This is a genomic window from Paenibacillus paeoniae, from assembly GCF_003388735.1.
Classification (GTDB): Bacteria; Bacillota; Bacilli; order Paenibacillales; family Paenibacillaceae; genus Pristimantibacillus; species Pristimantibacillus paeoniae.
In genome coordinates, this window is sequence record NZ_QUBQ01000001.1 from 1,761,142 (window position 1) to 1,779,909 (window position 18,768).

The 18,768-nt window shown below is 47.0% G+C and carries 17 protein-coding genes; 10 read left to right on the forward strand and 7 right to left on the reverse strand.

What is annotated here, in order from left to right; all coding sequences use genetic code 11:
• Positions 1 to 25 precede the first annotated feature (25 nt).
• The 9 genes from DX130_RS07960 to DX130_RS08000 all read left to right on the forward strand — a co-directional run bounded on the left by DX130_RS07960 (position 26) and on the right by DX130_RS08000 (position 10,817).
• Positions 26 to 367 carry a hypothetical protein gene (locus tag DX130_RS07960; RefSeq protein WP_240644352.1) on the forward strand — a complete coding sequence of 114 codons (342 nt, stop codon included), beginning with the start codon at positions 26 to 28 and terminating at the stop codon, positions 365 to 367.
• Between the two features lie 724 nt (positions 368 to 1,091).
• Positions 1,092 to 1,709, forward strand: coding sequence for a TetR/AcrR family transcriptional regulator (locus DX130_RS07965; protein ID WP_116044195.1), 618 nt, complete (start codon positions 1,092 to 1,094; stop codon positions 1,707 to 1,709).
• A gap of 20 nt (positions 1,710 to 1,729) precedes the next feature.
• Positions 1,730 to 2,479: a (S)-benzoin forming benzil reductase gene (locus DX130_RS07970; RefSeq protein WP_116044197.1), complete on the forward strand. Its 750-nt coding sequence runs from the start codon at positions 1,730 to 1,732 to the stop codon at positions 2,477 to 2,479.
• 1,200 nt (positions 2,480 to 3,679) lie between these two features.
• Positions 3,680 to 5,107 carry a PTS mannitol transporter subunit IIBC gene (locus DX130_RS07975; protein ID WP_116044198.1) on the forward strand — a complete coding sequence of 476 codons (1,428 nt, stop codon included), beginning with the start codon at positions 3,680 to 3,682 and terminating at the stop codon, positions 5,105 to 5,107.
• A 72-nt stretch (positions 5,108 to 5,179) separates the two neighbouring features.
• Positions 5,180 to 7,243 (forward strand): BglG family transcription antiterminator, encoded by a 2,064-nt coding sequence (locus DX130_RS07980; RefSeq protein ID WP_116044200.1) that lies wholly within the window; start codon positions 5,180 to 5,182, stop codon positions 7,241 to 7,243.
• Positions 7,240 to 7,671 (forward strand): PTS mannitol transporter subunit IIA, encoded by a 432-nt coding sequence (locus DX130_RS07985; protein WP_116044201.1) that lies wholly within the window; start codon positions 7,240 to 7,242, stop codon positions 7,669 to 7,671. Before DX130_RS07980 ends, DX130_RS07985 begins: the two co-directional genes overlap by 4 nt.
• Positions 7,671 to 8,834, forward strand: a complete 1,164-nt coding sequence (locus DX130_RS07990) for a mannitol-1-phosphate 5-dehydrogenase (protein ID WP_116045833.1) — start codon at positions 7,671 to 7,673, stop codon at positions 8,832 to 8,834. Before DX130_RS07985 ends, DX130_RS07990 begins: the two co-directional genes overlap by 1 nt.
• On the forward strand, positions 8,831 to 10,543 hold the full coding sequence (ptsP, locus tag DX130_RS07995; protein WP_116044203.1) for a phosphoenolpyruvate--protein phosphotransferase: 1,713 nt from the start codon (positions 8,831 to 8,833) through the stop codon (positions 10,541 to 10,543). Before DX130_RS07990 ends, ptsP begins: the two co-directional genes overlap by 4 nt.
• Before the next feature lie 13 nt (positions 10,544 to 10,556).
• Positions 10,557 to 10,817 carry an HPr family phosphocarrier protein gene (locus DX130_RS08000; protein WP_116044205.1) on the forward strand — a complete coding sequence of 87 codons (261 nt, stop codon included), beginning with the start codon at positions 10,557 to 10,559 and terminating at the stop codon, positions 10,815 to 10,817.
• A gap of 177 nt (positions 10,818 to 10,994) precedes the next feature.
• Here DX130_RS08000 and DX130_RS08005 read toward each other — a convergent pair whose 3' ends face one another.
• Positions 10,995 to 11,936 (reverse strand): alpha/beta hydrolase, encoded by a 942-nt coding sequence (locus DX130_RS08005; RefSeq protein WP_116044207.1) that lies wholly within the window; start codon positions 11,934 to 11,936, stop codon positions 10,995 to 10,997.
• A gap of 913 nt (positions 11,937 to 12,849) precedes the next feature.
• Positions 12,850 to 13,497 carry a GNAT family N-acetyltransferase gene (locus DX130_RS08010; protein WP_116044208.1) on the reverse strand — a complete coding sequence of 216 codons (648 nt, stop codon included), beginning with the start codon at positions 13,495 to 13,497 and terminating at the stop codon, positions 12,850 to 12,852.
• A gap of 196 nt (positions 13,498 to 13,693) precedes the next feature.
• Between DX130_RS08010 and DX130_RS08015 the strand changes: the two genes are divergently transcribed.
• The gene (locus tag DX130_RS08015; RefSeq protein ID WP_116044210.1) at positions 13,694 to 14,575 is read left to right on the forward strand and encodes a deoxyribonuclease IV; all 882 of its coding nucleotides are present in this window, start codon (positions 13,694 to 13,696) and stop codon (positions 14,573 to 14,575) included.
• 97 nt (positions 14,576 to 14,672) lie between these two features.
• On the opposite strand, the gene DX130_RS08020 is transcribed toward DX130_RS08015, so the two are convergent.
• Genes DX130_RS08020 through DX130_RS08040 form a run of 5 tightly spaced genes read right to left on the reverse strand, consistent with a single transcriptional unit; the run spans position 14,673 to position 18,732 of the window.
• The gene (locus tag DX130_RS08020; RefSeq protein ID WP_116044211.1) at positions 14,673 to 15,482 is read right to left on the reverse strand and encodes an ABC transporter permease; all 810 of its coding nucleotides are present in this window, start codon (positions 15,480 to 15,482) and stop codon (positions 14,673 to 14,675) included.
• A complete protein-coding gene (locus tag DX130_RS08025; protein WP_116044213.1) occupies positions 15,483 to 16,508 on the reverse strand; it encodes a hypothetical protein in 1,026 nt (341 codons plus the stop codon).
• Positions 16,505 to 17,383 carry an ABC transporter ATP-binding protein gene (locus DX130_RS08030; protein ID WP_116044215.1) on the reverse strand — a complete coding sequence of 293 codons (879 nt, stop codon included), beginning with the start codon at positions 17,381 to 17,383 and terminating at the stop codon, positions 16,505 to 16,507. The genes DX130_RS08025 and DX130_RS08030 overlap by 4 nt, the downstream gene beginning before the upstream one ends.
• Entirely contained in the window at positions 17,367 to 18,188 is an 822-nt protein-coding gene (locus tag DX130_RS08035) for a hypothetical protein (protein WP_116044217.1), read from the reverse strand. The genes DX130_RS08030 and DX130_RS08035 overlap by 17 nt, the downstream gene beginning before the upstream one ends.
• On the reverse strand, positions 18,163 to 18,732 hold the full coding sequence (locus DX130_RS08040; protein WP_116044219.1) for an RNA polymerase sigma factor: 570 nt from the start codon (positions 18,730 to 18,732) through the stop codon (positions 18,163 to 18,165). Before DX130_RS08040 ends, DX130_RS08035 begins: the two co-directional genes overlap by 26 nt.
• Between the last annotated feature and the right edge of the window lie 36 nt (positions 18,733 to 18,768).

Below are 18,768 nucleotides of genomic sequence, written 5' to 3' on the forward strand. Positions count from 1 at the left end.
GCAAGACAAAAGGAGCATAAGAGATATGGAACAAGATATACCGGTGGCATGCTGTCATTCTGTATTTACAAGGGAACAACGCGTGGATTACAAAAGTATCTGGGGAGGGCTTGAAACAAGAAGGATCAGCATTTCCGAGCTTGAAAAGGGATATCAACATCAATTTCCTGGAGATGCGGAAACGCTGCGGCTTATCAATGAATGGGTAAGCATGGAGCGAAAATGCTGTGCATTCTTAACATTTACGGTCATTGCGCGCCATACAGAAGAGCCTATTTTTCTGCAGTTGACAGAAAATGAAGAAGCAAAGGCATTCCTGCAAGCGGACATTCAGTCCAACATAAATATCATAATAAGTGAATCATAGGAGAAAAAATGGCCGCAGCTATCAGCTGCTTTTTCGTTCATCGGAAGATCTCGGCGGAGCAGAGCCGGAGCGCGAAAGGAGGGCAAAACCTTGGAACTTATAATTTTGATATCTGAAAAAGACATATAAAATGTATGACATTAAATAAAAACCATCGATATATAAGGGGTTTTTCATAATCATAGACATATGTACAAAATACGAGTTTTGTGAAATAGTATGAAATAAATCACGTAAGATAGTTTGCTAATCCATCCATATCATTTTAGTTTAGCAAACATCTCCTAGGTGCTGTGTTACCAAACTTCTTCGTTACCTTAGTGCCTAAATACGCATTACCAGTATTATTACGTATTAATTCCCCTTGTTTTGCATCTAAAGAAAATATTTAAACCATATTTTTTGAATGGCCTATCTACAATTTTATCATAATTCATTGTTCACTCATAAGTTTCAAATTGTCCTTTTCAGCACTTGAAAACCCTCTAAAATAATTTTTAATCTAATCGAAAGCTTTTATATTATGATATCAGCCCACGAAATCTTGCATTTAATTCCAAATTTATGATTGACAATATGTTGCCCTAGGGTCCTGTTTGTCTGATCCATATGTTTAAAGAACTTTGAACCCTCCTGCCCCTCTTCATCTTTTTTTGAACGACCGTTCGTTTAATTATTGACTAATGGACTGGTCTGAACGTATACTATCTCCTATGACCTAAGAATGGAGGTATGTCCTATCAAGAAAAAGGAAGTCACATCAACACATCTTATTGAGGTCTCTTTTGAGCTATTTGCCCAGTTTGGCTTGGAGAAAACCAGCCTGGGGATGATCGCAAAAGCAGCGGGAATGACCAAATCGTCCATTTACTATCATTATGCTACAAAAGAAGATTTGATCAGCAGCACCTTCGACCATATGTTTAGTGATCATAAATTTTCAACCTATTTCCAAACTGACCTTGTTACGGAAGATAATTTTGGCGATGTTTTGTTTCAAGGAGGGTTAAACATGTTGCCCAAGCAGGACATGAACCATCGTGCCTCGCTCCGGGTATTAAATGAATTTATGACGCTCGCTGAACGCGACGATCAATACAGACAGCGAATTATGAGCATTCAGTGTGATTTTATAGAGGGGTTCCATCGACTTGTAGCGCTGGGAGCTGAGTGGGGAATCGTTTCGTCGGAACACGTTGAAGAAAAAGCTACCCTGCTAGCTCTTACAATCGATCATTTGTCGAGATGCATGATGCTTAAATTCGAGCTGGACTATCACGCCTTATGGAGGGAAGCCGTTAACAGCTTTCTATATCGCGGCATGCAAAATCATTCAAATTAATCGATTATGGAGGTTTATAGATGAAAGCTTATATCATTACAGGCACATCAAGGGGTATCGGAGAAGCAATGGCGGAGCAATTGCTCAAATCGGGAAATAGCGTATATTGTATTTCTAGAAACGTAAACGTCAAGCTGGAGGAAGTAGCCGTCACACAGGGGGCACAGTTGAGCTATCATACATACGACTTGAACGAGCTAACTGGAATTGACCAATTGATGGAGACGATCATAGCCTCCGTGAAACAAGCGCCAGATTTGGAGGGCGTCTATCTGATTAACAATGCTGGAGTACTCTCCCCCGTCATGCCGATTGAACAATGTGAATCCGAGCTGATTATCCAGAATGTAACGATTAATCTGCTTGCTCCCATGATACTGACTTCACGCTTTATAGAGCTGACAAAAGAACTCGACGTAGACAAAAGGGTTATGAATGTCTCTTCCGGCTCGGCCAAATTTCTGCTGCCCGCCCAGAGCTGTTACAGTACCTCGAAGTCCGGAATCGATACATTCTCCAGAAGCATTAATCTTGAACAGCAGCATGCGTCCAACCCTGTGAAAATTGCGTCCGTTTATCCCGGAATGATCGATACCGTGATGCAGGCTGAAATACGTTCCGCAAGTAAGGAAAACTTCCCGTATGTCGATCAATTTATCCAACTAGCAAAGGACGGACTGCTTCAGACTCCTGAAGATACGGCGACGAAGCTGCTGGATCTGCTGCTGAGCAAGGAATACGGACAATCGCCGTTGGTCGAACAATTGTAATACGCAGTCGCTGACAGCGCGTATTTCAAACCAGCTTTTTAGCGGCTCGTTATGGCTATTTTCGCATCCGCGAAGGCAACACGTGCCCTAATGGTCACCGTCGTCCGTTAGAAGCGATAATGCAGCAAAATGAGATGGTAACGGTCACGAATGCCCTTTACAGGCCCCAAAAGGGACGATTGTGGGAAAAATGTCTTCTAGTGGCCGCGGATGTCCATTAGAACCGGGAGTACATAAAAATCAGCTTCTAAAGGTCAGCAGTGACCGTTAGAGGCTGGCCCTCTCCGTGATTGAAGGACATTATATCTTTTGTCGTTGTGATAGACGGTTTCTGCATAGATATCTCCACTTTTGTTGTTGTGCAGGACGCTCAACTATAAAGGATTAGCAGATGTTTTTCCTATATTAATCCCGGTTGATTTCGTCAAGTACTGATTTTTCTATTTTGAGCCATTTATTTTACATATCGCTTTTTATTCGGTTATTAATCGTTTCGGGAATCTTTACATTGACTTGGAATGACATTACTGGACGATATAGCGACGGCCACCCCACTGCCAGCTACTACCTTATGAACGAGGACCAAAAGGTAATTCCTTTATACTAAATGAGCCAAAGATTTTGCAGCAGTAGAAAATCAGTCTTTAAAAAAGTAAAGAAATCAGTCTTTAAAAAAGTAAAGAAGCTTTTCAAATCTACCCAATGATTTCTCGGATAAACGTATGACCTTAAGCTAAAAAGCTTAAGATCATGCGTTTTTTATATTAAAGGGTCACTTCTCCATCCTGCGAACATTCGAGCCGCCGCTGATTTTCTTTGATCCCATCCGATTACTCTCTTCTTACACATCATTATGTCTGATGATCTTCTGACCTGATGGGTTTATTATGGCCTCTTATGAGGAATAATTTTTACTAAGACAACAGATCGATCCCGAATTATTTTCATAACTAGCTCTGCTCTCTGCCCTTTTTAGATTGTTTCCGTCCCATCTGTTTTGGCTCCAAAATGCCGTCATAATGCGCTTACTTCTTGTATTATTCATGCTTTCAAACACAACCACATAACATGTTGTCAACAGCTTTCATGACGAAAGCTGCTTTTCATTTGATTGATATTGAAAACGCTTACGTATTATGATGACTACAGCTTCACGAAAGCAACAAAGATTTATTATCCCAAAAAGGAGGTCAACTGATTATGAGTCAACAACAGCAATCAGCTTCCGAACAAGGCGCCAAAGTCGCCATTCAGAAATTTGGAAGATTTTTAAGCGGCATGGTCATGCCCAATATCGGAGCTTTTATTGCTTGGGGCTTGATTACTGCCCTGTTCATCCCAACCGGATGGTTCCCGAATGAAAGTCTGGCAGCGCTTGTCGGACCTATGATTACCTATCTCTTGCCTATTCTGATCGGCTATACCGGCGGTCAAATGATTCACAGCACGCGGGGCGGCGTTATCGGCGCTGTCGCAACCATGGGCGTCATTATCGGCTCGGACATCCCAATGTTCCTTGGAGCGATGATTATCGGTCCACTGGCCGCATGGATACTTAAAAAATTCGATGAATCCATTGAGGGCAAGATTCCTTCCGGATTCGAAATGCTGATCAACAACTTCTCCTCCGGCATCATCGGCGGTCTGCTCGCGTTAGGGGCATATAAAGGCGTTGGACCAGTAGTCGAAATGATTAGCAAAGGACTGGCAAGTGGCGTTCAATGGCTGATTGACATGGGTCTGCTACCGCTTACGAACGTAATTATTGAGCCGGCAAAAGTATTGTTCCTCAATAATGCCATTAATCACGGCGTACTTGGCCCGATCGCACTCGATCAAGCGACCAAAACAGGCCAATCGATTATCTTCATGCTTGAATCGAATCCAGGACCTGGCCTTGGCATTCTGCTTGCGTTCTGGCTGTTCGGACGCGGAGCTGCGAAGCAATCCGCACCAGGCGCGGTCGTCATTCACTTCCTGGGCGGTATTCATGAGATCTACTTCCCTTACATCCTGATGAATCCGAGATTGATTTTGGCAGCGATTGCGGGCGGTGTGGCTGGTACCTTCACGTTTGTCCTGTTCGGTGCTGGTCTTGTTGCCACCCCTTCCCCGGGAAGTATATTCGCTTACTTCGCTATGACGCCTAAAGGCGGATGGCTGCCGATGCTTAGCGGGGTTATAGTAGCAACGATTGTATCGTTCCTCGTCGCTGCCTTGCTGATGAAGACGTCCAAGCAAAAAGAAGACGATCTGGAATCTGCACAAAGCAAAATGAAAGAAATGAAGGCCCAGTCCAAAGGGACTTCCCTAGCTTCCACTGCTCCGGAAGTTGCACCTAAATCGAAAGAAAACGTCGAGAAAATCGTATTCGCTTGCGATGCGGGAATGGGCTCCAGCGCCATGGGAGCTTCCATCTTGCGGAAGAAGATGACGAAAGCAGGCATTAATGTGACGGTGATCAATACGGCCATCAACGATCTTCCAAGCGACGCCGACATCGTCATTACGCACAAAACGCTGACAGACCGGGCGCGGCTGAAGGTTCCTGCGGCGGAGCATATCTCCATTGATGACTTCCTGAAGAGTCCGCAATATGACGAGTTAGTGGACCGATTAGGCACATAATAAGAATCCGTAACGCTGGCGTGCAGATGCGCCTGCGTTACGTTAATTTTCCGCAGAGGAGGCCGCCGGACTATGAAAGTATCCAATAGACAACGCAAAATATTGGAGCTGCTGCTTAGCCGGCAGGACGATATTACAGCTGAGCAGCTGGGTCAGACCATTGGCATTAGCTCCAGAACAGTACACCGCGAGCTTCAGATCTTGGACCCGGTACTGGCGGGCTATGATATAGCGCTTGTGAAAAAATCCGGTTCTGGCATTAAGCTCATGGGCCATGAGCGCAGCCTTATCGTGTTCCAGGAGCAATTACGGCAAACGGACACAGAGACGTATTCGCCTGATGAGCGCAAGGTACTTATTCTGTGTCAATTGCTTAGCCAAGACGAACCGATCAAGCTGTTCTCGCTGGCAAGCGAAGTACAGGCTGCGATCCCTACCGTCAGCCGGGACCTTGAGGAATTGGAGACTGCGCTGACGAGCAGCGGACTTGCTCTCGTAAGACGGCGCGGGTATGGCATCGAGATTACCGGTGAGGAAGCCGTCCGCCGTAATTTTATTGTCAAATTAGCTGAAGAATATATAGATGATTTTCTAGGCGCCTTATCCAGAAAGAAAATCTGGCCGACGACCCATCAGCTTCTTAAGCTGGTTGGCCACGATGCCTTGCTCTCGGTAGAACGCACATTATGGCAATTGGATGAGAATTGGGTAAGAAGATTAAAGGAAGCCGACTATAATCGGCTTCTGGTCCGGTTATCCGTTGCCTTTATTCGTATACAAAGGGGACATTTGATCGATGCGCCAGCCGACATGTCCCCTATGCTCATCAGTGAAGAGAGCAAGCAAAAGCTTACTGCTCTTGCCGCTTCTCTCGGGATTAAGGAGCTGCCAGACGAGGAGCTTGCCTATATGCAATCGCTGCTCGATCAAGCCAAAGAGAGGGATAGGCGCAGCGCATCGGCCTTGCTGGAGCAATACGGGCTTGGACTTGCCGAGCGAGCCATCTCCCTCATTCGTCAAATGGAAGAAGAAACGGGTACTCCCTTTCATAAGGATCGAACGTTGCTCGAAGGCTTGATCAGCCATCTGGGTCATGCGCTTGATCGGCTGCAGCAGGGTGAAACCATCCGCAATCCCCTGCTCGCTCAAATCAAAAGCGATTATGAATCCTTATTGGATTCCACGATCCGCAGTGCGTCGCAAGCATGGCCGGACATCGTAATTCCCGAAGAAGAAGCCGGCTATCTAGCCATGCATTTCGGCGCAGCCATCGAGCGCTGGAAGCTTGTGCCGAGACAAGTGCGGGCCCTTCTGGTCTGTACGAGCGGCATTGGCTCATCCAAGCTTCTCGCTGTCCGTATCGTCAAGGAAATCCCCCAAGTAGAGCTGCTTGGGCACTACTCCTGGTATGAAGCTTCGCGCATGCCTCGGGAGAAATACGATTTGATCATCTCGACAGTTGATTTGCCGATAGAGCCGGAGCGTTACATTAAGCTTAGCCCCCTGCTGACCAAGGATGAAGCAGAGAGGTTGCGCAGTCATATCCGGGAGCTGTCCTTCTCGACTGAAATCATAGATGAATCGGCTCCTAAGCAAGACGCGTGGGAGCGGCTTAATCTGCTCAACCGCTTTGCTATGGAGACTGTGATGATATTGGAGACATTTGGCGTTTACGAGCTAAATCGCGAGCATGGGTCCATTCTCCAGCAGCTTCTAGAGGATTCGCTGTCCCACATGCTTCAAAAAGAAGAGCTACAGCATACAAATGCCATTGCAACGCTGCTTGTCCAGCGCGAACAACAAGGCAGCGTCTTTATACCCGATACCAGCCTGGCGATGTTTCATACGCGAAGCGAGCTCATCACAAGGCCAATCATCTCGTTATTCCGACTTAAGGAGCCGCTGATGCTCAATGACAATGAACAGCAGCAGGCCTCGCAATTTCTTATTATGCTTGCTCCAGCGGGTCTAAACCGGCTTGCACTGGAGCTGTTAAGCGAGATAAGCGCAATGCTGCTGCTTCCAGAGATGAATCAGCTGCTGAGTGAAGGCAAGGCCGAACGCATCCGCTCGTTTATGTCCCGTCAGCTAGAGATATATATGAAATCCAAATTGGAATGGAGCGAATCATCATGAGCATACTGACAACAAACACCATTATTTTGAACGCAGAGGTTACCGATAAATTCGAAGCGATCCGTCTTGCCGGACAGCTGCTGGTTGATGCGGGCCACGTACCGCCAGCTTATATCGAAAAAATGATCGAGCGTGAAGGCGTCTCCTCGACTTACCTAGGCGGAGGACTTGCAATGCCCCATGGTACGAATGACTCCAAGGCTCTGATTAAATCCACAGGCATCTCCGTTGTAGTGTTAGCGAATGAAGTGGAATTCGGCGGAGAGCCGGCTCGTCTGGTTATAGGTCTTGCCGCTGTAGGCGATGAGCATCTGGAGCTGCTGTCCAGCCTGGCTGTTCTTGTCTCCGATGAAGATGATATGGAGCGAATTTTGAATGCATCAAGCAAAGAAGACCTCCTTCGCATCTTCGAAGAAGGTATGGAATGATGAAGGCCGTTCATTTTGGCGGGGGCAACATCGGGCGCGGCTTTATCGGCCTGCTATTGTCCCAGGCCGGCTATCAAGTTACCTTTGTGGATGTGGATCAGGAGCTTGTCCAGTTGCTCCAGGAGCGCGGACAATATACGGTTGTCTATGCCGGAGATAAGCAGGAAGCCTTTACAGTCGATCATGTAACCGCCATTCATGGCAGCGATCAGGCGCGAGTTGCGGAGGCCATTGCTGAAGCGGATCTGGTGACAACAGCCGTTGGCGTAAATATACTCCGGCATATTGCCGGCTCTATCGCTTCGGGCATCACTAGTCGTCTTGAGCAGTCGGGCAACCCGCTGGTTATCATCGCCTGCGAGAATGCAATTGGCGGCAGCACGCAGCTGCAATCGCTCGTCTACAGCCATCTTACCGAGCAACAACAGTCGGCGGCAGATCGCATGATCTCTTTCCCAGACGCGGCGGTAGATCGTATCGTTCCGCTTCAACAAAATGAGGATCGTTTGAAGGTTCTGGTGGAGCCTTATTACGAGTGGGTTGTGGATCGCTCTGCCCTTCCCGCTGATCATCAAGAGATTCCAGGCGTACACTATGCCGATCAACTGCAGCCTTACATTGAGCGCAAGCTGTTTACGGTTAATACCGGACATTGCTGTGCCGCCTATCACGGCTATCTGCATGGCTTCGATACGATTCAAGAAGTGATGAAACAACCAACTATTGTGGCGGAGGTCGAAGGCGCTATGCAAGAGACAGGAAGCGCACTGATCGCCCAATATGGCTTTGATGCCGACGAGCATAACCGTTATATTCAAACGATTCTGGAGCGGTTCCGCAATCCGTATCTGACCGATGAGGTCGTACGTGTAGGGCGCTCCCCTATTCGCAAGCTGTCTCCCAATGATAGACTTGTAAGACCTGCCCTGACTGCCTATGATCTAGGCATAGAAACGCCGTATCTGGCCAAAGCGATGGCTGCTGCGCTGCTCTTTGATTACTCTGAAGATCCGGAAGCAGAGCAGATTCAGCAAACCGTGAGCCAACAAGGAATTCGATCTGCTGTTACCGAACTTACTGGTATTGAAGAGAATCACCCGCTCCATACCGCTATTCTGAAAGCATACGAATCACTGAAGAAGGAAAGGAGTGATCGCTCATGACACTGCTTTTGCAAGGAATTAACGCATCGCCAGGCATGGCAGTCGCGCCCATTCTGATTTATCGTAATAGTGGGCCCGTTATTGAAGAGAAAAAGATCACAGATGCAACTGCGGAAATCGAGCGACTACAAGCCGCTCTGCGTGAAACGCGAGCAGAACTAGAGCAGTTGCGCGACTCCGTGAAAGCCAAGCTGGGTGAAGAAAAAGCGGAAATATTCGAGGGCCATCTGATGATACTGGAAGACCCCGATCTAATAGATGCAGTAATCGAATCGATCCAAAATCAATCCGTTAACGCCGAATTTGCAGTGCATACTGCCTCCTCTTCCTTTATTGAAGTCCTAAAGGGAATGGACGATGAATATTTGCGTGAACGTGCGGCAGACGTGAGAGATGTATCCGGCAAGATAATCGATCGTTTATGCGGAGTCACGCAAACCGATCTTTCGCAATTAACAGAACCTTGCATTATCGCTGCGAACGATCTTGCCCCTTCAGACACAGCTAAGCTTGATATGAATGTAGTCAAAGGCTTTATTACCGAAATCGGCAGCCGTACCTCTCATTCGGCGATTATGGCCCGTTCGCTGGGTATTCCCGCTATTGTTGGCGTCGGTGCGCTAAGCGATGATATCGAGACAGGCACGTTGGCGCTGCTGGACGCAACCACGGGAACGGTCACCATTGATCCCAATGAACAGCAGCAGCACGATTTCACAGGCAAAAAGGAACAATATGACCGACAACAAGCGGAGCTGGCCAAGTGGGTTAATCTCCCTACCCTATCGACTGACGGTCATCGCGTAGAGCTGGCTGCGAACATTGGCAAGCTGGAAGATGTGCAGAAGGCTCTGGATCATGGCGCTGAAGCGATTGGATTATTCCGTACCGAGTTTCTCTATATGGGCCGAAATTCACTGCCTTCAGAAGACGAACAGTTTGCCAGCTACAAATATGTTCTTGAGAAAATGAACGGCAAGCCGGTAGTCATCCGAACGCTCGATATCGGCGGCGACAAAGAGCTCCCTTATATGGAATTGCCGAAGGAAGCAAATCCGTTTCTGGGGCAGCGCGCATTGCGCCTATGTCTGGAGCGTCCTGAACTATTCCGTACTCAACTGCGCGCGCTTCTGCGGGCTAGCAGCTACGGGAATTTGAAGATTATGTTCCCTATGATAGCCGTTTTGAGCGAATTGCGTGATGCCAAGGCTCTTCTTGAAGAAGAGAAAGCGAAGCTTTTGTCTGAAGGAATCACTGTATCCGATTCAATTGAAATCGGAATGATGGTCGAGATACCCGCGGCGGCTGTCTCCGCTGATTTGTTTGCGAAGGAAGTAGATTTCTTCAGCATTGGCACCAACGATCTGATTCAATATACGATGGCCGCTGATCGGATGAACGAAACCGTATCCTACCTGTATCAGCCTTGCAACCCTTCCGTCCTTCGTCTAGTTCGAATGGTGATTGAAGCAGCGCGCAAGGAAGGCAAATGGGTCGGCATGTGCGGCGAGATGGCCGGTGACGAGAGCGCTATTCCCCTTCTTCTCGGTCTTGGACTGCATGAATTCAGCATGAGCGCTAGCTCCATCTTGCCGGCAAGAGCACAGATCGGCGGACTCTCTTATGAAAGCTGGTCGCAGCTATCTCAGCAAGCCTTAACGATGACGACACAGGATGAAATTCAACACTTTGTAAAAAGCCAATCTTAAGGAGGCAACAGTTATGATTAGCAAAACATTTACGATTATAAACCCTACAGGATTCCATGTACGTCCCACCAAAGTGTTTGTCCAGGCGGCATCCGCGTTCCCTTGCACGATCAAGGTCGAAAACAAAGGGAAAAAGGTAAACGGCAAGAGCTCGCTTAGCATGCTTACGCTTGGCATAGCTGCACAAGACGAGGTTACGCTTGAGATCGATGGTGAGAACGAGCTAGAAGCGATGGAGCAGCTTGGCAAGCTGCTGACGGATATATACGAATAAACGAATCAAGCCTCCTATACTCGCTTATTAGCGGTATTGGAGGCTTCTTTTATAGAAGACTAACAAGTTGTTTACCTAATTAATATTATGTTAACTAATGATGTTAATTAACTAGGGTTTAAAAAGAGCGAACCGCGTCATGGGTTCGCTCGAAGGGATCTTTTGGCGCAAACTTGATTACTTGGCCTCAATTTCACTCAGAAAAGCTCTAAACTGCTCTGCAATCTCTTTGGAATATAAGTGATGCAAGTAATGTGTGCCGTCCATAGTGACAACTTTTCCATGAATGGAATCTTTGATTTGTTCTTCATGCATTGGAATCCAGTCTGCTACATCCGTTGTGTTACCATCCAGGAAGAATATGAGCGGCAAATCCGCTGGGAAATGCTTGGACTCGACAGCTTTGAAGTTTGCGTCAAAATATTTGGATTCATTAGCGATATTTTCATTCATTGTATTTCGAAGCGTAAGCATTCGAATTTGATCCCATGTCTCTTTATCAACGTCTGGAGCAATGACCTGATCCGGTGCCAATTTCAGAAGCAAGCGGTAGACACCTGAGCTTTTTAGCAGGTTAAATCCATCTGCAGGTATCTCTTCTCCACCGCCTTGCGCTGGAACACTCGTGTCAATTCCTACAAACGCAGTCACTTCATCGCGGTATTGATTGACATACTCCAACCCATAAATACCGGCAATGGAATGTCCCATAAGGATATACCGGTCAATACCCAGTTTTTGAAGAGCTGTATGCACCTCAGTTGTCATATTCTCCAACGTACGTTCTTTATCCGTAATATCGCTTAATCCGTAGCCGAATGGCTCTACTACAACGACCTTATAATGTGGAGAAAGCTCGTCCACCAGCGGCTTGAAGTCAAGTGCCGGCGCTGCCGTGCCGTAACCCGGCAACAGTACAACCGTTTCCTCCCCGCTTCCTTCAATCAATACGTTCATGTTCTTGCCATCTACTTCAACATGCTGACCATATGACTGTATTTTGGACTTCTCCGATCGGTCGCTAATCGCATTAACAGCATACATAGTTATCATTAAAACGATAATAGCCAATAGTATAATTCCTACTATCTTCAATAAAGTAAAAAGCAGTTTTTTCATCTTATTATGCCTCCCTTTCGATGTCTTGAGTATAATATAACAAGCTTGCCTAAAGTCCAATTAAACATTAACTTAACTCTACCTTAATTCTTCTCAAGTGCCTTTCTTTATAAACGCAAGTGAGTAAAAAATGATTAATGACATAAAGTATAGGAACATCGTCACCAGCGAACCGTTATGAAGCATTCTCATTCTGTCGTAATATGACTAACAAGCATTATTCAATGTAGGCTATCTGACGGCCAGCAGTTATGTTGTAAAGGCAGAATTCAGTACAATGGGTGTGCTTGGCGGGGCGTACTAAACAGCCATAACTTTACTTCAGTTTTAACCCTGTTGGAACGTGGATGCTTTATTCTTAGTTAACTCTTAAAAGCTCCGTAAAAGGGGAAAACGGAAAGCAGCTATGTACACTTTTTCTCCGTGCAAATCTGGCGCATAATGGAAGCGAGACAAGAGAAAAGGGAGTTGGCCATCATGTTCATGAATGATTACGTATCGCATCAGCTGTGGAAAGTTCGTGAAGCGGAATGGGAGAAGCAAGCTCGCTTTACCGGAACGTGGTTTACGAACATCAAACGCAAGCTAAGCGCTTAGAGTAAGTGCGTTTGACTTAGAAGCTTTAGACATAGACGTTTTTATGGCAGTTGCTATATGTACGAAGCCGCCGCAGATGCGACGGCTTTTTCTTCGTTTAAGGAGATTCATTCATAGTTACCCGGAGTAACCTTTGTATATGCCAGTATTTGCGGATCAGCCAGATAAACACCGAAGCGCAGCTCGAATAGTCGCTCATATTGCTTAAGCGTGAGGGTCAATCCAAATCCCGAAAACAGAACAAATGTTCTATGGTCGTAAAAAGGCCACTTTTGAATGCTAAAATGATGGTTTTCTGATGCAGGCTTAAACTCTTTTAGCCTCTTTGAAGCCGTTCAAGCAGATTGGATTGAACGGCTTGCCATTCCTCAGCCAGTATCGAGAAGTAGGCTGTATCCCGTATACCTCCATGGCTGGCAGGCACGTGTGCTCTTCGAACTCCTTCATATAAAGCGCCGACACGCTCAATCGCTTGTCTGGATCGCATGTTGCGCGCATCCGTCTTAAGCGTCACACGAACTGAGCCCCATACTTCGAATGCATAAGTAAGCATTAGCAGCTTGCATTCTGTATTGACGCCTGTCCGTTGTGCAGAGGCCGCATACCAAGTGCTTCCGATCTCCGCGACAGTCGGCGGGTTCTCATCAGACGGTGATATTCCTTTTGCTACGCCTGGCGGCCAAGGCGGAGGCCATGTGAACACTTCCAGATCGAGAAAACGTGTCGCCCCGATAATCCGATCGGTTGCCATATGTCGAACGACAAATGGCAGCATGCGTCCCGCTTCCCAGCCCGACAACGCACCTTGTATGTATGCCTGCGCTTCCTCTACACTTGCTGGTACATTCGTATACGAAAAAGTTGATCGATCTTCCATAGCCGCAGTGTATAGCTCGTCTGCATGCTGAATGGTCATAGGTTCTAATCGGATAATCTCTCCTTGGAGCGTGACAGGTGTTAGCATGTAATCCCTGCTTTCTTGGTGAAATATGTACGACATTTCTGCATCTTGTACAACTAATACAACAGTAACATGAGTGCTTGACCTGCGCCAAGCCTGTGTCCCCTCTTATTTTGTCATATAGAGCACCATGCCTGTGCTTATCACAGCCCAAACAAGGCAACACTAAGAACAAAATGATTACTGAAGGATGAACATAATGGCCTTATTAGTTGGTTCTCATGTATCGATGTCCGGCAAAAAAATGCTGCTTCAAGCAAGTGAAGAAGCCGCTTCTTATGGGGCGAATACGTTTTTGATCTATTCGGGTGCTCCTCATAATACACGGCGCAAGCCATTATCTGACCTTAACGTGGAAGCCGGACATGCGCATATGAAGGAGCATGGCATTAGCCATATCGTGGTTCATGCCCCTTTCATAATTAACTTAGGGAACACCACAGATGCTGGACGCTTTGAGCACGGAGTGGAGTTTTTGCGTTCAGAGATTGAGCGGACAGAATATCTAGGCTCCGACCAAATTGTCGTCCACCCCGGCTCTCATGGCGGAGCGGGCACAGTTCCCGGATTGCTGAAGATTATCGAAGGCTTGAACGAAGTCTTGAGCGATAAGCGCAATGTCCAGATCGCCCTGGAGACGATGGCAGGCAAAGGAACGGAATGCGGCCGCACCTTTGAGGAAATCGCGGCCATTATGATGGGCGTCAAGCATAATGACCGGCTATCTGTCTGTATGGACACCTGTCATATTCATGATGCAGGCTACAAGGTAAAAGAGGATTTTGACGGCGTGCTGGAGGAATTTGACCGAATTATTGGGGTGAATCGGATTAAGGTCCTTCACATCAACGATTCCAAAAACCCATGCGGCTCCCATAAGGACCGCCACGAGAACATCGGACATGGCTATATCGGGCTTGATGCGCTCCGTTATGTTGTGCACCACCCCCAACTAGACGATATTCCCAAGCTGCTGGAGACCCCCTCCATTGGCGAAAAGAAATACAGCGATCCCCCTTACAAGCATGAGATCGCCTTGTTGCGCGGTGAAGTGGACGTGCCGGTTCGCAAATTGAAGTAGATAGTTAACATAGCTCGTTATTGTACATTTCCGCAGTTTCAATCTTCCCTTAGTAGAAAGAACTCATTGATGGACAATTCACTTCACCGTAATATCCTCATCTCCTGCGCAGCTCATAATTCCGGTAGCTTAACCATGCCAATAAGGCAGACAACAAGACAGCATACAGATAAAATGCAGAGGGATGTAGGGGCAAGATGTAATTGCCCGTTATAACTTGACGAGGGCGGTTGAACAGATTTTCGACTCGCATGATTTCAGTAAATCCGGCATGTTTTAATAGCCAAGCCAAGGACATCTCAGAGAAATTGTGGATGAGGAACGGTATTGCAAATAGAAATCCGGCTATGAAAAAGACTGTTAAAATGGACGACGTTCGTGCAGATAATGCAAGCACCAGTAAGCCAAAACCCATACAACCCAGCAAGTTGGTAGCCAACTGCAACAGAATGTATATCCAGACGGCTAAGTCGTACGGTGCTAGTGAATAACGATTCAAACTGTGTAATGGTTCGGACCATCCCTCCACCCCTTCTATCATGAGGTTCGATGTTATATTGACGATCCAAATATACAGGACGATCAAGACGATAAAAATCATAGCGGCAGCAACTTTGGCAGTGACGATTCGTGTCCGTCCGAGTCTTGTGCTCCTGATCAAACCATCTGTGTGCAGGCTGTATTCCATCGTAAACACACCCGATAATGCAATCAGTATGATTAACCCCTCGAACACAGTCCCGATCGAATATGGCAAGGCGCTAATCCCTTCCCACGCCGAACCTGGACGCCAGCGATGCTGCCAATACACCATATACAATTGCACCGGAAGAAACAAGACGATCAGGAAATAAAGCGGTTTGACGGCAGCTATTTTCGACAGTTCATGGCGAATAAGTTCGCTCATTCAACTGACCTGGCGCTTTCTCATACTGAAATATACAAGTAAGCAAGTTACGCTAATGTATAGCGCTATGTAAAATAAAGTTTCCGTTTCATTATAGATGGGCACTCCGGCAATTTCATAGGAAGGCACCAAATGGACAAAACTCAAATGATCCTGACTGACGAATCGCGAATAAGGAAACAACGTAACAATCGTCTCCGATACATAAGGAATCCACAAATTCAGCTTCATCATAACATCTGGCAGCAGGTAGAGTGTTCCGCCGATAAAAGCCGGAATGATTGCATGTCTGGTGAGGGAAGACAACAGAGTAACGAGCAGTCCCAAAGCTGAGCATCCTGCAATCGTAAAAAGGACTTGGATGATGTAATAGCTCCAGATCGGTCCGGTATAGGAAGTCTGGGCGAAAAAATGATGAATTGCCCTCAGCGGTTCGCTGCTCCCTTTCAGATCATAGAACCATCCGCTTAAGGTCAACTGAACTGCTCCGTACAGCATACAAACTGTGGCACAGTAGATAACCGTCACGGCCAGCTTAGCTGATACCGTCCTTCTCCGTCCATGCTTGCTGCTATAGATTAGGCTGTCCATGCGGGAGCCATATTCTCGCGAGAAGATCGAGGACAAACCAATAATGCAGAGAGCGCCAATCAGATAGTAGCCAAGTTGCTGGTTGAACATGAGAACATTGCTCCAGCCTTGAAGATAATAAGAAGCATCTATTCCATACCCCTGTGCTCTTGTAATTTCGTAGGAAGCAATGATTTGTGGCTCAAGGGTCTTATCATAAGGGAGTTGATCATTAATTCTCTTGCGTTCTTCAGCCTGCAATTGTTCAGCCCATGCCAGCTTATCGTCAGGTGTCATATGTTGCAGCTCGTGGAACACTGCTTGAACGGGTTTATGCACTTTAATATTGTTGTCAGCAAAAAAATAGAGAACTTGAATCGAGACCAGGAATATCATCGCAATGTAGATCACGCGCTGACTGAACAATTTGTACAGCTCATGCTTGATCAGGCTCATCGGTCGTCTCCTCCCGTTTCGCCAAAGTAATAGAGATAGATATCCTCCAGCCGAGGGGATTGAAGAGCTGCATCAGCAGTTGGCTGTTGATCCGAAATCAGCCTTGCTTCGATTTCTGTCCCCCTCCGCAACAGATTGCCTACCGTATAATGACGCTCCAGCTCATCCACTTTTTCAGAAGATACGGTGACATGCCACACCTTTCCCTCCAATTCCTTCAGAATAAGGTCCGGTTTTGCTTGCTTGACCAACTTTCCTTGCCGCAGCACAAGCACCTCTTTGGCGATGTATTCAATGTCTGTAATGATATGCGTGGATAAGATGACGATCCGCTCTCCTGAAATATCCGACAACAGGTTGCGGAAACGGACTCTTTCCTTGGGATCCAGTCCAGCGGTCGGCTCATCCAGAATAAGCAGCTTGGGATCGCCCAGCAGTGCTTGGGCAATACCGAGTCTTCGTTTCATTCCGCCGGAGAAGCGGCCAATTCGCTGCTTTCGCTCGCCTGACAAGTTCACTAGCTGAAGAAGCTCGCCAATTTGCGCCTCCGCTTCCACCTTCTTTATACCTTTCAGAGATGCCATATAGCGCAGAAATCTCTCCGCTGTAAAATGGCTGTAGAAGCCGCAGTCTTGCGGCAAATAGCCGATCTGATCCCGGTAACGATCATCCAAAGTACGGATGTCCTCCCCGTTCATGCAAATCTGTCCCTTCGAGGGAAGCAGGACATCGGCCAGCATGCGCATCAGTGTGGTTTTACCAGCTCCGTTTGGTCCAATCAGTCCGTATACGCCAGGTGTTAATTCTGCCGTAACATCATCAACGGCGAGTTTATGTTTATAGGAGCGGGTTAGTCCGCTAATCGTAAGTTTCATTCATCATGTTCCTCTCAAAATAAGAATTCGAGCGTACCGCTGCTCTCCAGGTTTGGATGGCAGTGAATACGAGGCCTAGTGCAACCAATGCAAGCTGCGCCGCCGGCTGGACGGCTTCCAAATATGCTTTTAAAGAAGGTAGCGTTTGTATGGCTAGACAGGCAACGAGCCACATGGGGAGAAACGTAATGACCACTCGGCTGCTTCGGAACGAAACGGCCATGGTCAGCGCAAGCCCGCTTGTGAGCGACAATGGAGTGAGCCATAGCAATGTGACGTCCTTCAGAAGCAACTCTCCTCCATTTGGCGTAAATAATAAGGACAGTATTGAATTTACGAGAACAGAATAGACGGTGACGATCCACAATCTGACGAGTATGATTTGGACCGCGTTAAACTTGCAAGAAGCCTCCAGCTCCATCATTCTGGAATCTCTTCCTTTAAACACTTCCATCAATCCCAGCAGAAACGGCATGGGAGCAATCGCCGTTATAATGAATGTCGCGTTTAATCCTCCCAGGATGAGCAGTACTCCTGCAACGTAGAGTGCTAAACATGTGATCCAATACATCGGATTCATAAATGTAATTTCTGACAATGCCAGCGAATGCAGCTCACGAATTCGTATGCCGACTGTTCGAACTTTGCCCGCGCGGCTCTGCGCCATATGTCGTTGCACAGCTTCTACCGTACGAGCCACTTCGGATTCATCAGGATACTTGACCTCGAAATGCTGAAGCTGAGAGATTATGTGCTCAAACTCCGCTTCCGATGGCATGCTATCCCTTCGATCGTTTCTGTTCATGGCCGCCCCTCCTGTTCAATATAGATTTTAGTTTTGCCAGTCCTTGCGAAATACGTGATTTCACTGCAGATTCCCCGCTGGAAGTGATCTCGGCAATGTGTTTGATTTTATAATCATGATAGTAGCGCAGGACTAGCGCTTCGCGCTGATAGGGAGGCAGCTCCATAATCGCATGTCGAATCCGATTGCTCTCCTGCTTTTGCTCGATCAAGTCGATGACCTTGGCATTAGGATCTTGCAGAGAGTCGTCAACTTCCTGGGTTTGCAAGCGAGTTCGTTTGGTACTGCTTCTCATGTAATCCCGACAAGTATTTAGTGCGATCCGCAGCAGCCACGGTTTGAAACTTCCCCGCGAAGTATAGTCGCCAATAAATTTGACTAGCTTCATGAATGTATCTTGTGTCAGATCGCAAGCAAGATGATAATCACCGGTGCTGCGATACAGGTAGGCAAACACCAGATTGTAGTGCCGCTTGATCAACACTTCCATCGCGCTTGGCGAGCCTCGTTTGATTTCTTCAATTAACTCCTCATCCGTCTGCATGTTCAACACCTCATTACTATTAACGGTTAGCAGAGG

Coding starts and splice junctions, on each gene's coding strand:
- ptsP (WP_116044203.1), top strand. CDS start 8,831: ATGACACTGCTTTTGCAAGGAATTAACGCATCGCCAGGCATGGCAGTC.
- DX130_RS08005 (WP_116044207.1), bottom strand. CDS start 11,936: ATGAAAAAACTGCTTTTTACTTTATTGAAGATAGTAGGAATTATACTA.
- DX130_RS07965 (WP_116044195.1), top strand. CDS start 1,092: ATGGAGGTATGTCCTATCAAGAAAAAGGAAGTCACATCAACACATCTT.
- DX130_RS08030 (WP_116044215.1), bottom strand. CDS start 17,383: ATGAAACTTACGATTAGCGGACTAACCCGCTCCTATAAACATAAACTC.
- DX130_RS07980 (WP_116044200.1), top strand. CDS start 5,180: ATGAAAGTATCCAATAGACAACGCAAAATATTGGAGCTGCTGCTTAGC.
- DX130_RS08020 (WP_116044211.1), bottom strand. CDS start 15,482: ATGAGCGAACTTATTCGCCATGAACTGTCGAAAATAGCTGCCGTCAAA.
- DX130_RS07970 (WP_116044197.1), top strand. CDS start 1,730: ATGAAAGCTTATATCATTACAGGCACATCAAGGGGTATCGGAGAAGCA.
- DX130_RS08015 (WP_116044210.1), top strand. CDS start 13,694: ATGGCCTTATTAGTTGGTTCTCATGTATCGATGTCCGGCAAAAAAATG.
- DX130_RS08025 (WP_116044213.1), bottom strand. CDS start 16,508: ATGAGCCTGATCAAGCATGAGCTGTACAAATTGTTCAGTCAGCGCGTG.
- DX130_RS08040 (WP_116044219.1), bottom strand. CDS start 18,732: ATGCAGACGGATGAGGAGTTAATTGAAGAAATCAAACGAGGCTCGCCA.
- DX130_RS08000 (WP_116044205.1), top strand. CDS start 10,557: ATGATTAGCAAAACATTTACGATTATAAACCCTACAGGATTCCATGTA.
- DX130_RS08035 (WP_116044217.1), bottom strand. CDS start 18,188: ATGAACAGAAACGATCGAAGGGATAGCATGCCATCGGAAGCGGAGTTT.
- DX130_RS08010 (WP_116044208.1), bottom strand. CDS start 13,497: ATGCTAACACCTGTCACGCTCCAAGGAGAGATTATCCGATTAGAACCT.
- DX130_RS07985 (WP_116044201.1), top strand. CDS start 7,240: ATGAGCATACTGACAACAAACACCATTATTTTGAACGCAGAGGTTACC.
- DX130_RS07960 (WP_240644352.1), top strand. CDS start 26: ATGGAACAAGATATACCGGTGGCATGCTGTCATTCTGTATTTACAAGG.
- DX130_RS07975 (WP_116044198.1), top strand. CDS start 3,680: ATGAGTCAACAACAGCAATCAGCTTCCGAACAAGGCGCCAAAGTCGCC.
- DX130_RS07990 (WP_116045833.1), top strand. CDS start 7,671: ATGAAGGCCGTTCATTTTGGCGGGGGCAACATCGGGCGCGGCTTTATC.